The organism is Enterococcus sp. FSL R5-0957, from assembly GCF_038008005.1.
In the GTDB taxonomy this organism is placed as follows: Bacteria; Bacillota; Bacilli; order Lactobacillales; family Enterococcaceae; genus Enterococcus_B; species Enterococcus_B faecium.
In genome coordinates this window covers 1,804,636-1,816,982 of sequence record NZ_JBBOYG010000001.1, presented here as the reverse complement: position 1 = coordinate 1,816,982, position 12,347 = coordinate 1,804,636, and the positions used below count along the sequence as shown (strand labels likewise).

Here is a 12,347-nt window from a genome sequence, read left to right as displayed (position 1 = left end):
GAAATGTCATTTGGCTAAATGTATGCCGCTATGTTAAAATGAGAGAGATTTGTAAAAAGGAGACGAAAATATGATTACTTTAAAATCAGCACGTGAAATTGAAATGATGGCAGAATCTGGCGCTTTATTGGCAGATGTACATAAAAATCTGCGTGATTTTATCAAACCAGGCATAACAAGTTGGGATATTGAGGTATTTGTCAGAAACTATATCGAGAGTCATGGAGGAATCGCTGCGCAAATTGGCTTCGAAGGGTATGAATATGCGACTTGTATCAGTATCAATGACGAAATTTGCCATGGATTTCCTCGGAAAAAACCTTTGAAAAGCGGCGATTTGGTAAAAGTCGATATGTGTATCGATTTGAAAGGCGGCATTTCCGATTCTTGTTGGGCTTATGTAGTGGGAGAATCTACACCTGAGATCGACCGATTGATGGAAGTAACGAAGAAAGCATTGTACATCGGTATTGAGCAAGCACAAGTAGGAAATCGAATCGGCGACATCGGTCATGCGATCCAAACGTATGTAGAAGGTGAAAATCTAGCAATCGTCCGTGATTTTATTGGTCATGGCGTTGGTCCTACGATCCATGAAGAACCAGCCGTTCCTCATTACGGAGAAGCTGGAAAAGGTTTGCGATTGAAAGAAGGTATGGTCATCACGATCGAGCCTATGGTCAATACCGGAACTTGGAAAATGAAAATGGATCCTAATGGCTGGACTGCTTATACAAGAGACGGCGGACTATCTTGCCAATATGAACATACATTGGCTATTACTAAAGATGGCCCTAGAATCTTGACATCACAAGGAGAAGAAGGTACCTATTGATCCAGCCAATCAATAGGTACGGGAGAGGTACATGAAAGTTTGGAACAAAATAAAACAAAATGAAAATCTGATGCGCTTTATTGAGACGACTCAAAAGCGCATCACTGATTCAGAAATGAGTACGACCTCGGTTGTCGTTGCTTATTATTTACTCTTGTCTTTATTTCCATTGATTATTGCTTTTGGTAATATTTTGCCGTTTCTCCACATCGATCAAGAGACTGTACTGACCTATTTACGAGAAGTGATTCCTGAGACTGTTTATCAGTTTATTGGTCCTGCAATCAAGGACCTTTTGACACAAAGTTCAGGCGGTTTGTTATCCGTTTCTGCTTTGGCGGCCTTGTGGTCTGCCAGTCAAAGTATCAACGCTTTACAAATTGCGATGAATAAAGCGTATGGCGTAGAAAATAGAAAAAATTTTTTGATCGTTCGCTTCTTCTCGCTGATCGTAATCGTCTTGTTCATGATTGCCATTAGTGGAGTAACTATCGTTCTTGGTTTAGGACAGCTGATTTTAGATGCGATTCAACCGATTGTACAAATACCTGTAAACTTTATTGATCAGTTCCAAACGTTGAAATGGCCAATCACATTGGTGGCTTTATTTGTCATCATGTTCTTGATTTATTTAATTGTCCCTAATGCTCAATTGAAGTTGAAGACGATTATTCCAGGTACGATCTTCGCTACTGTCGGCTGGATGCTGTTATCACAAGTGTTTAGTATCTATGCCAAATATTTTGCAACGAGGATCAGCGGTTATCAGATCATAGGAAGTTTTATTGTCCTCATGCTTTGGCTTAATTTTGCTGCTACGATCATCATTTTGGGCGGAATCATCAATGCAGTTGTTCAAGAATACGTGACGGGACATCAAATTAAAAAACGTCGAGATCCAAGCCGAAAATGGTTCAATAAACTGAAAGCTAAATTTTCTCATAAAAAAAAGTAGAAACAAGAGTTCTTATTGTAAATTTATATCAGTAATTTATAATAATTGTGACTCTTAATTAAAGTAGGTGCCCATATGCTTGTTTCTTTTAGTATGGTTATAAGATTTTTTCTGACAATTTTATTATCACTGATATTAACACCTGTATTTAAAATCATTTCAGTACAAACGGGTATGGTCGACAAACCAAATGAAAGAAGGATAAACAAAGTTCCAATGCCTTCCGCAGGCGGATTGCCCATTTTTATTTCATTTGTTATATCGACTTTATTCTTATTCCGTAAAATCATTCCACAATCGTATATTGTGCCCATCTTGCTCGCTTCTTTGGTGATCATCGTTACAGGAGTACTCGATGACAAATTTGAGCTGACGCCTAAACAAAAGAGTGTAGGGATCTTGCTTGCCTCTCTTATTATTTATTTTGTAGCAGATATACGTATTGATTCCTTTACGCTTCCTTTTATTGGCTATATCCAATTAGGATGGCTTAGTTTCCCTGTAACGATTTTTTGGATCTTCGGTATCACGAACGCAATCAATCTGATTGACGGTTTAGATGGGCTAGCGGCAGGGATTTCATTGATTGGTTTAATCACGATAGGCATCATTGGGTATTTTTTCCTTCATGCTTCCACAGTGTACATCCCGGTCGTTATTTTCTGTCTTGTAGCAAGCATTATCGGATTTTTCCCGTACAATTTTTATCCGGCAAAGATTTATTTAGGCGATACAGGAGCGTTATTCTTAGGGTTCATGATGGCCGTCCTTTCACTACAAGGGCTGAAGAACGTAACTTTTGTTTCGTCAATTTCTCTACTGATCGTCATGGGCGTTCCGGTAACAGATACGTTTTTTGCTATCATTAGAAGAAAAGCAAACCGTGTTTCTTTTTCTACAGCAGATAAAAAACATCTTCATCACCGACTAATCAGTTTAGGATTTACTCATAAAGGTGCCGTCCTGACGATTTATGCGATGGCTTTGATGTTTTCTTTCACAGCTATGGTCATGAATTATACTGGAAGAATCGGAACGATTGTATTGATTATTGCTATGCTATTTGCTGCAATTTTATTATTTGAATTGATTGGTCTGATTAACGAGAAACATCAGTTTATTTTAAAAACATTGCGATTTTTAGGGAATAAAGAGTATCGTACGCAAGTAAAACAGAAATATTTGAAGAAATGGAACCGTCATATAGATGAATAACAAATTAAACCAGCCAATTCTTATTAGTATTGTAACGGCGAACAGTGATAAGATTTTTCGGACACTAGATAATTTTATTTCAACTGTAAAAGATGAAACAGCGATAAAAATTCGGATTTTTGACAACAACTCCCTTCCGGAATATAAAAGCAGACTAAAAGAATATGTGACATATCCGTATATCGAAATCTATTTTCATGATGAAAATTCCGGATTTGGTTATGGACATAATCACAATCTGCTGAACAGCGATTGCCACTATGGCATTATTTGTAATCCAGATATTTTAGTGGATGAAGAAACAGTTACAGCATTGGTGTTGTTACTGAAAGAACATCCCGAATGCGCGATGTTAGCACCTAAGATTCTTAATGAAGATGGGACCACTCAGCACCTCATCCGTGAGCGGCTGGCTGTTTTTGATTATGTTTTGCGCTTTGTGCCTTTCAAATGGGTCAAAAAAAGGTTTGATAAACGGCTGGCTGTCTTTGAATGCCGTGGCTTGCCCACTGATGTTGATAGTTATGTGCGAATGATCTCGGGCAGTTTTATGGTAGCTGATATTGATAAATTTAAAGAGATAAGGGGATTTGATGAGCGTTTCTTCATGTACTTTGAAGATAATGACTTGTGTTTGAGTTTTGAAAAAGCAGGTTACAAATTATTGTACACACCCTTTTATGCAGTCGTCCATTTTTATGGAAAGGGTGCACATCGAAATGCAAAACTTTTTCGTGTGTTTTTGACTTCTATGATGAAATTTTTCAATAAGTGGGGGTGGCGTTTTTTCTGATGAAACCAGAAATAGTAGTAGTAGTCGTGCTCTATCAGCAACTATTCAGCCAATCTCCAACTTATGGACCATTAAGCAAAGCACTTAGCGAAAAGCATATTCAGCTTGTTATTTACGATAATAGTCCTCAAAGACAGCAAAATGAGCTGTTTGAAAAAGAAAATACCATTTACTATCATGATCCGCAAAACCCTGGATTAGCGGCGGCTTATAATTATGCGTTGTCTCAAGCAAATGAAAGAACACGTTGTATCGTTACATTGGATCAGGATACGAGGCTAGTCGACGACTATTTTGGAATCTTGCGTAAAGTAGCTTTTACAGATGAATGTGTTGCTGCAGTTCCGATGATTTTTTCTGGGGGACGGCAAGTTTCTCCCGTCTATTCGAATCATTATATCAATCGTACAGCACAAGCAGTAGAAGTAGACGGTACGACAGCTGAAAGAATCATGGCAATCAATTCAGGTGTGGCATGGTCTGTCAAATTTCTAAAAAAGATTGGCGGGTTTAATCCTGCTTTTTCTTTAGATTTTTTGGATCATTGGCTGTTTTGGAAAGTGAATCAGTTGGAAAAAACGGTGGAGATACTACCAGTACGACTGGAACATGATCTTTCGGTATTAGACTATGAAAAAGTTTCAAGCAATAGATACCGTTCTATTTTACAAGCAGAAAATCGATTTTATCATGAATATGATCAAAGACATTTATCCAGTCACCGACAACAATTATTGTTAAGAACAGTTAAACAGTTTTTGACCGTCAAAAACCGGCATATCTGGCGGATGACTTTGCGCTCATATGTTAAGAATTGGAAGGTGTGAATTCGTGCGTTCGGTTTGTATAGCTACCTTTAATGGGGGCAGATATTTAAGAGAGCAGTTGGATAGTATTTTATCTCAGCTTTCAGCAGAAGATGAAGTGATCATTTCTGATGATGGGTCAGTAGATGATACATGGGATATATTGACTGAATACGCAGAAAAAGATAGACGGATAAAGCTTTTTTCAGGACCTCGTCAAGGGTTGATCGCTAATTTTGGCTATGCGATCCAGCAGACGAAAGGAGAGCTAATCTTTTTGGCAGATCAAGATGATGTTTGGTTAGAGACAAAAGTGAAAAAAATCACTGACTATTTTGAACAGCATCCGGATCAGTTAGTAGTCGTTTCAGATTTGATCATTGTGAACAGTAAGCTGCAAGAGATCCATGCTTCCTATTTTTCATTCCGAAATTCCAAAGAAGGATGGGTCAATAATGTGATACGAAGTCATTATATTGGTGCAGGTATGGCTTTTCGCTCTTCGCTGAAATCCGATATTTTGCCGATTCCGTCAGAAGTGCCTATGCATGACATGTGGATCGGTTTGTTGGGAGGAAGGAAGACTGGGTTTCTGAGAGAACCTTTGACACTGTATCGAAGACATGATTTAAATGCGAGTGAGATTGAAACGCATTCTAAATTACGCCAAAAAATTTCCTGGCGTGTTCATCTGATTATGGCGTTGATCAAACGAAAATGGTTTAAACGTTGATAAAAGATGTTTAAATCCTTAATATTTCCATGACAAATATAACGATTGATGAGATAATAGCAAAGTGAAATTTGAAATCAAAAAGGAGAGCATATATCCATGAAGGGAATCATTCTTGCTGGGGGCAGCGGAACACGTCTGTACCCTTTAACAAAGGCAACATCGAAACAATTGATGCCGATTTATGACAAACCAATGATTTATTATCCAATGTCTACTCTGATGTTGGCGGGAATCAAAGAAATTCTGATTATTTCAACGCCACAAGATACACCACGTTTCAAGGAATTATTTGGAAACGGAAATGATTTAGGACTGCAGATCGAATATGCAGTACAAGAAAGTCCAGATGGATTGGCACAAGCGTTTATCATTGGAGAAGAATTTATTGGAGATGATAGTGTCTGCTTGGTATTAGGGGACAATATTTACTATGGTGGCGGTCTGTCTAAAATGTTGCAACGAGCAGCTTCAAAAGATGCAGGCGCGACAGTATTTGGCTATCATGTCAATGATCCAGAACGCTTTGGTGTAGTAGAATTTGATGAGAATATGCAAGCTTTGTCGATTGAAGAAAAGCCTGCTCAGCCAAAATCACATTACGCAGTAACTGGCCTTTATTTTTATGACAATGAGGTGATTTCTATTGCTAAAGGAATCAAACCGTCAGAACGTGGAGAACTAGAAATCACAGATGTCAATAAAGCATATTTGGATAAAGGAAAATTATCTGTAGAACTTATGGGACGCGGATTTGCTTGGCTTGATACAGGAACACATGAATCATTGCTTGAAGCATCTACCTTTATCGAAACGATTGAAAAACGTCAGAATTTAAAAGTGGCTTGTTTGGAAGAAATTGCTTACCGTATGGGCTACATTGATAAAGAACAACTGCTAGCCCTTGCACAGCCTTTGAAAAAAAATCAATACGGTCAATATTTATTGAATTTGGCCGCTGAATAAGGAGTTCCTACAGATGAAAGTAACAGATACAAAATTAACAGATGTAAAAATCGTGGAAATGGATGTCTTTGGCGACCATCGCGGTTTTTTTACAGAAAGCTATTCAAAAGCAAAATTTGCAGAACATGGATTAGATTATGACTTTGTTCAAGACAATCATTCGTTATCTGCTGAAGCTGGTGTTCTTCGCGGGCTTCATTTCCAAAAAGGAGAAGCTGCACAGACAAAATTGATTCGTGTGGTTACTGGAGCAGTTTTAGACGTAGTAGTGGACATCCGCAAAGGCAGCCCGACTTATGGTCAATGGGACGGATTTATCTTATCTGAACATAATCATCGTCAGTTGCTTGTACCTAAAGGATATGCACATGGATTCGTTACTTTAACACCAAACGTGAACTTCCTTTACAAGTGTGATAATTACTATAATGCAGAAGCAGATGGAGGCATCGCATTTGATGATCCAGATTTAGCGATTGATTGGCCAATTGATTCATCAAGAGCGATTATGTCGGAAAAAGATCACCGTCATCCGACATTAAAAGAATTTGAAGCAGAAAATCCATTTGTTTACGGAGAAATCTAAGAATTAAGGAGAAATTTTCTTATGAAAAACATCATTGTTACCGGAGGTGCCGGATTCATCGGCTCTAATTTCGTTCATTACGTGGTAAACAATCATCCAGAAGTGCATGTCACTGTTTTGGATAAACTGACTTATGCAGGAAACAAAGAGAACTTGGCTGGACTTCCTAGCAATCGCGTAGAATTGGTCGTAGGAGATGTTGCAGATGCAGAATTAGTGGACCGTCTAGTAAAAGAAGCGGACGCAGTTGTTCATTACGCGGCAGAATCCCATAACGATAATTCATTAAAAGATCCTTTCCCATTTGTACAAACGAATATCATTGGTACGTATACACTTTTAGAAGCTTGCCGCAAGTATGATGTACGCTATCATCACGTATCTACTGACGAGGTTTACGGAGATCTTCCATTACGTGAAGACCTACCGGGACATGGAGAAGGCGAAGGAGAAAAATTCACTGCCGAAACACCATATAATCCTTCAAGCCCATATTCTTCTACAAAAGCTGGTTCAGATCTGTTAGTAAAAGCGTGGGTACGCTCTTTTGGCTTACGTGCAACTATTTCAAATTGTTCAAACAACTATGGTCCTTACCAGCATATTGAAAAATTTATACCTCGCCAAGTAACGAACATTTTAAGCGGTATTCGTCCAAAATTATATGGTGAAGGGAAAAATGTTCGTGACTGGATCCATACAAATGATCATTCTTCAGCAGTGTGGTTGATTTTGACAAAAGGCAGAATTGGCGAAACCTATCTGATCGGTGCGGACGGCGAAGAAGATAATAAGACTGTGATGGAATTGATCTTAGAAATGATGGGTCAACCAAAAGACGCATACGACCATGTAAACGACCGTGCAGGGCACGATTTGCGTTATGCAATCGATTCGACAAAATTGCGAGAAGAGCTAGGTTGGCAGCCTGAGTTTACGAACTTCCGTGATGGGTTGGCTGACACGATCAAATGGTACGAAGAACATGAAGACTGGTGGAAAAAAGAAAAAGAGGCCGTTGAAGCAGCATATGCCAAAAATGGACAATAATACAGAGAAAATTTCACTGTATTAATGGAAAAACACATGTGAGGCAGGCGCTCGCCTGTCTCTTTTTTAAAATAAAAATCAAGGAGCGGATAACCATATGTTTTTATTAACTGGAGGAAATGGACAATTAGGTACAGAATTGCGCCATTTATTAGATGAAAAAAATCTGCCATATGTTTCAACAGATGCAAAAGACTTGGATATCACAGATGCTGAGAAAACAATGGCTTATATTACAGAATTAAAACCGGATGTTATTTTCCATTGCGCAGCTTACACAGCAGTAGATAAAGCAGAAGAAGAAGCAAAAGAATTAGATGAGAAAATCAATGTCGATGGCACAAGAAATGTAGCGCTTGCAGCAAAAGCTGTGAATGCTCAATTCGTCTATATCAGTACAGACTATGTCTTCGATGGAAAAAACAAAAATGTAGAGTACGAAGTAGATGACCAAACGAATCCACTAAATGAATATGGTCGTACGAAATTATTAGGTGAAAAAGCAGTAGAAGAGATTTTAGAAGACTATTATATCATACGAACTTCTTGGGTTTTCGGGATTTATGGACACAATTTCGTCTTCACGATGCAACGCCTAGCGGAAACCCGCGACAAACTGACTGTAGTAAATGACCAGTTCGGGCGGCCAACTTGGACACGTACTTTGGCAGAATTTATGGTATATGTTATCGAAGAAAAAGCACCATTCGGTATTTATCATTTGTCGAACGAAAATAGCTGTTCTTGGTATGAATTTGCCAAAGAAATATTGAAAGATACAGATGTGGAAGTAGCGCCTGTTACATCGGAAGAATTTCCACAAAAAGCAACGCGTCCGCAGTATTCAGTCATGAGCCTGAAAAAGACAGAAGCGTTAGGATTTGCCATACCAACTTGGCAAGAAGCACTTGCGCAAATGCTGGAAGCTGCCAAAAAAATGAATAAGTAATTTCCTTTTTATCAAATAGAATTTGGAGCATGATATGGAAAAACAAACAAGAAGTGCACGACGAAAAGAAAAACCAAAAGCGAATCAGGCAGATTCGAATTTGGTGCTTGACCTGTTTCTAAAACTCCGATACCTTATTGGTGTTTTAGTCATCGTGGTCATTGTTACTTTTAATTTAAACGGAAGTTCACTTGGTGTTTGGGATAAATATGTGTCGCAAAGAGACGATGGGAAAAAAACTGATGTGATTTTTGGACAGAATCGGGAAGTGCGGTCAGATGAATGGCTGGTGCAGACACCTTTTTACCTCTCACAAGCTGAAGAGGACTTTCCGTTGGTGAACGAAGATTATTCATTGAACGGACAAAACATGATCATTGCGTATAATTCTCCTGTAAAGGATATTACGGTTATCGGAAAACCATTCAACTGGGGATTCTTTTTCCTCGGAAGAGATCGAGGCCTTTCCTTTTATTGGGCGATGAAATTAGTCGTCATGGTCTTGCTTGGATTCGAAGTACTGATGATATTAACGAAGAGAAAAAAAGCATTATCGCTGATTGGCGCATTTGCGCTGACATTTTCTCCCGCAGTCCAGTGGTGGTTCATGCAGCATGTGGGCGATTTGATTTTCTTTACTTTGGGATTGATGACTGCTTTTTATCATTATTTCTATAATCATGATAAAAAATGGCTGCGAACGTTGATGATGCTTTTGGTGGTTATTTTCGGTATTGGGTTTATTTTAGTGATTTACCCAGCCCATCAAGTGATGCTGGCGTACTTGCTGATTTTTTATTTTGTTGGACTGCTTATTTACTACAGCAAGAAAATTTCTTGGGATCTGTTGGATGTAGTGTTGATTGGAGGGGCAGTTTTATTTATTGGCGGAGTCATGGTTCATTTCTGGCTGACGTCAAAAGACGCATTGTTAGCTTCTTTGAATACCTTATATCCAGGAAAACGAGTCAGTACCGGTGGAAAGTGGACGATTGGCGAATTTTTTTCTTTCCTGACAAACTGGAAAATTCCTTTTGAAGACATCAACTATTCGAATAACTCTGAAGTGGCTTTGTTCTACCACTTCTTTCCAACTGTATTCCTAGCCAGTCCATTTGTCTTATTTGGCAAAAAAGATAGTGAACAAAAGTTATTGGGACGTATTTTGATGATTTTTTGTCTGTTTTCTATCTTTTGGATTACCGTTGGATTGCCAAAATGGCTAGCAGAAATTACTCTGCTGTCTTATGTTCCTCCTTTAAGAGCCATCCTTACTTTTAGTTTTGCGGCTTGCCTATTATCAATTTGGTTCATCGCTTATATTTGGAGAGAAGATGTTATTCCTATTTGGTATAAATTCATTTTACTGGCAGTAAACGCATGGTCTTATTTCTATGCACTTACTCATTCGAAGATGGATAATTATTTTTCAGATTTCGAAACCATCGCAGTCGTTGTGTTGGGAACAGTGATTTTAGCTTTTGCATTATTTGGATGGAGACGCTTGTTTTATCTTGCTTTTGCCGCCGTGATCATCGCATCTGGTTTCTTTGTCAATCCAGTCGTAGAAGGTACTGGAGCGATTTTTGAAAAAACACTGGCAAAAGAAATCCGAAAAATCGATCAACAAGACCCTGGCAAAGTCTGGTTGACTGAAGATGAACTGTATAACTTCACCCCAACTTTGGGTGTGAAATCTTTCAATACAGTCCGCTTTTATCCAGATATGGCTGCATGGAAGAAAATCGATCCAAAAGAAGAATATGAGAAGTATTATAATCGGTATGCTCACACAAGAGCTTTTATCGCTAAGGAAGATACAAAGTTCATTTTAGATCGTCCAGATATGTTCTCAGTCACGTTGAATTTTGAAGACGCAGAAAAGTTAGGGATCAACTATGTAATCAGTAAGCGACCGTTAACTGATTACAATCAGTTATATGAAGCTCAATTCACACAACTATATGGACCGGATAAAGATGGTTATATGATTTTTAAAGTAGAATATCCCGATTATCCAGATGTACCACAAACACAAACTCAGGAAAATCAGCTAGTCTTACAGTAATGGGCTAGCTGAGAACAACCCTGAAGTATTATTAGAAAGGAGAGTGGAGATAATTCAAGCAATCGTACAAAAATTTGTCAACAAAATGAGTGCTGGTTTCTTGCTTTTGTTGCTGACGCTGGTCTTTTCTGTTTGGACAGCAGGATTAAGCTTCCCAGCCACTTTGTTTATATATAACAACAGTTCGCTACTTATCACTTTTAGTGTGGCTATTTTGCTCATTTTAAATGTTTATAAAGCAAAAGGCGTCGATTTTCTTTATTTAGGTGTTGCGCTTGCACTTTTCATTTTCTTTTCTTACTTTCGGGAATTAAGAAATGAGTCTTTATTTGGAGATTTACTGTTTCCTTTGATTATTTTATTTTGTTTAGTAATTAAATGGATTGAGTGGACAAAATGGGATCGCGGGATTTATCTGCTTGTCTTTACGGTCTTCCTCGGAATCACGTTATATCGTGTATTTACAGAGATCCAAGTACCAGAAGGACAAAGCATCTGGGCTCCAGGAAATTCGCTTTCTGATATTTGGATCAATACGAATACAATCGGAAGTTCTTTGATGACTCTTGCTTTATTGATCAGCGGATTTGCCAGTTCTTTTGAACGGTGGTATGTTCGTATCATCGGTGGGATAGCAGTCGTTGCAGCCTTTTTAGGTATTTGGGTCTGCCAATCAAGAGGCGCATTAGTTGCATTGATTGTTTTTGCGATATTGGATCTTTTACCTAAATCATTGATGCGTGTCATTCGTGCACCGTTTATTGCCTATACGGCTACGATTCTTTTGGCTTTACCGATTTCTTATCTAGCCGCTGTTTCCGAAAAAGTCAATTTGTTTACCGGTCGAGAAGATATTTGGCATAAATTCTATCAGACGCTAGGAGAAAAATCTGAGCAAGTTTTACTAGGGATGAAAACATTCATCTTCCAACGAGGAAACCAATTTTTAGGAAACCACAATAGTTATAATTCTATTTTGAATATCTATGGGTTAATAGGGTTTGGAATTGCTGCTTTGCTACTTATCCTTTTTATTGGTCGCTTAACGTTGAAAGCAGATTTATCCAACGGGCAGATGACTTTTATCTGGGCTTTTTTTGCGGTGATGATGCAGTCATTTATGGAGGATACATTGACTTCATATCCATGGGTTCCGATTATTTATATCCTGTTGGCTATGTCCGTTCATCGCTATGACGAAACGAAAGTTATGGAAGAATACTATGACATAGAAGAGCCATATGACGACATGAATGCTGGAGATCCAAGTTATGAGGAACAACCAGATAGCGCTCATTCTTCCAGGATCCAACGCTATCATTGATAGGCGCAAAATACGAGAGAGGCTGTGACAACCGTCGCAGCCTTTTTTGGTTTATTGCAATTGTCTA

Annotated in this window: 12 protein-coding genes; all 12 read left to right on the top strand. The window is 38.5% G+C overall.

The window, feature by feature from the left end:
• Positions 1–70: 70 nt before the first annotated feature.
• The 12 genes from map (at position 71) to MKX69_RS08745 (ending at position 12,280) form a co-directional block, all read left to right on the top strand.
• Positions 71–835, top strand: coding sequence for a type I methionyl aminopeptidase (map, locus tag MKX69_RS08800; protein ID WP_002292891.1), 765 nt, complete (start codon positions 71–73; stop codon positions 833–835).
• 31 nt (positions 836–866) lie between these two features.
• Positions 867–1,790: a YihY/virulence factor BrkB family protein gene (locus MKX69_RS08795; RefSeq protein ID WP_288647458.1), complete on the top strand. Its 924-nt coding sequence runs from the start codon at positions 867–869 to the stop codon at positions 1,788–1,790.
• Positions 1,791–1,865: 75 nt separating this feature from the next.
• The gene (locus tag MKX69_RS08790) at positions 1,866–3,005 is read left to right on the top strand and encodes an MraY family glycosyltransferase (RefSeq protein ID WP_002329034.1); all 1,140 of its coding nucleotides are present in this window, start codon (positions 1,866–1,868) and stop codon (positions 3,003–3,005) included.
• Complete coding sequence (locus MKX69_RS08785; protein ID WP_002315339.1) at positions 2,998–3,798, top strand: glycosyltransferase; 801 nt, start codon at positions 2,998–3,000, stop codon at positions 3,796–3,798. The genes MKX69_RS08790 and MKX69_RS08785 overlap by 8 nt, the downstream gene beginning before the upstream one ends.
• Positions 3,798–4,625 carry a glycosyltransferase gene (locus tag MKX69_RS08780; RefSeq protein WP_024634784.1) on the top strand — a complete coding sequence of 276 codons (828 nt, stop codon included), beginning with the start codon at positions 3,798–3,800 and terminating at the stop codon, positions 4,623–4,625. The genes MKX69_RS08785 and MKX69_RS08780 overlap by 1 nt, the downstream gene beginning before the upstream one ends.
• Positions 4,626–4,629: 4 nt before the next feature.
• A complete protein-coding gene (locus MKX69_RS08775; RefSeq protein ID WP_258430241.1) occupies positions 4,630–5,337 on the top strand; it encodes a glycosyltransferase family 2 protein in 708 nt (235 codons plus the stop codon).
• A 99-nt stretch (positions 5,338–5,436) separates the two neighbouring features.
• A complete protein-coding gene (rfbA, locus tag MKX69_RS08770; protein ID WP_195193411.1) occupies positions 5,437–6,303 on the top strand; it encodes a glucose-1-phosphate thymidylyltransferase RfbA in 867 nt (288 codons plus the stop codon).
• Positions 6,304–6,316: 13 nt separating this feature from the next.
• Positions 6,317–6,889: a dTDP-4-dehydrorhamnose 3,5-epimerase gene (gene rfbC / locus MKX69_RS08765; protein ID WP_195193412.1), complete on the top strand. Its 573-nt coding sequence runs from the start codon at positions 6,317–6,319 to the stop codon at positions 6,887–6,889.
• Between the two features lie 21 nt (positions 6,890–6,910).
• Complete coding sequence (gene rfbB / locus MKX69_RS08760) at positions 6,911–7,939, top strand: dTDP-glucose 4,6-dehydratase (RefSeq protein ID WP_086311060.1); 1,029 nt, start codon at positions 6,911–6,913, stop codon at positions 7,937–7,939.
• Between the two features lie 97 nt (positions 7,940–8,036).
• A complete protein-coding gene (rfbD, locus tag MKX69_RS08755) occupies positions 8,037–8,888 on the top strand; it encodes a dTDP-4-dehydrorhamnose reductase (protein WP_002315336.1) in 852 nt (283 codons plus the stop codon).
• A gap of 34 nt (positions 8,889–8,922) precedes the next feature.
• Positions 8,923–10,956, top strand: coding sequence for a DUF7657 domain-containing protein (locus MKX69_RS08750; RefSeq protein ID WP_010731146.1), 2,034 nt, complete (start codon positions 8,923–8,925; stop codon positions 10,954–10,956).
• A 43-nt stretch (positions 10,957–10,999) separates the two neighbouring features.
• On the top strand, positions 11,000–12,280 hold the full coding sequence (locus MKX69_RS08745) for an EpaQ family protein (RefSeq protein WP_025478854.1): 1,281 nt from the start codon (positions 11,000–11,002) through the stop codon (positions 12,278–12,280).
• Positions 12,281–12,347: the final 67 nt, after the last annotated feature.

Coding starts and splice junctions, on each gene's coding strand:
- map (WP_002292891.1), top strand. CDS start 71: ATGATTACTTTAAAATCAGCACGTGAAATTGAAATGATGGCAGAATCT.
- MKX69_RS08795 (WP_288647458.1), top strand. CDS start 867: ATGAAAGTTTGGAACAAAATAAAACAAAATGAAAATCTGATGCGCTTT.
- MKX69_RS08790 (WP_002329034.1), top strand. CDS start 1,866: ATGCTTGTTTCTTTTAGTATGGTTATAAGATTTTTTCTGACAATTTTA.
- MKX69_RS08785 (WP_002315339.1), top strand. CDS start 2,998: ATGAATAACAAATTAAACCAGCCAATTCTTATTAGTATTGTAACGGCG.
- MKX69_RS08780 (WP_024634784.1), top strand. CDS start 3,798: ATGAAACCAGAAATAGTAGTAGTAGTCGTGCTCTATCAGCAACTATTC.
- rfbA (WP_195193411.1), top strand. CDS start 5,437: ATGAAGGGAATCATTCTTGCTGGGGGCAGCGGAACACGTCTGTACCCT.
- rfbC (WP_195193412.1), top strand. CDS start 6,317: ATGAAAGTAACAGATACAAAATTAACAGATGTAAAAATCGTGGAAATG.
- rfbB (WP_086311060.1), top strand. CDS start 6,911: ATGAAAAACATCATTGTTACCGGAGGTGCCGGATTCATCGGCTCTAAT.
- rfbD (WP_002315336.1), top strand. CDS start 8,037: ATGTTTTTATTAACTGGAGGAAATGGACAATTAGGTACAGAATTGCGC.
- MKX69_RS08750 (WP_010731146.1), top strand. CDS start 8,923: ATGGAAAAACAAACAAGAAGTGCACGACGAAAAGAAAAACCAAAAGCG.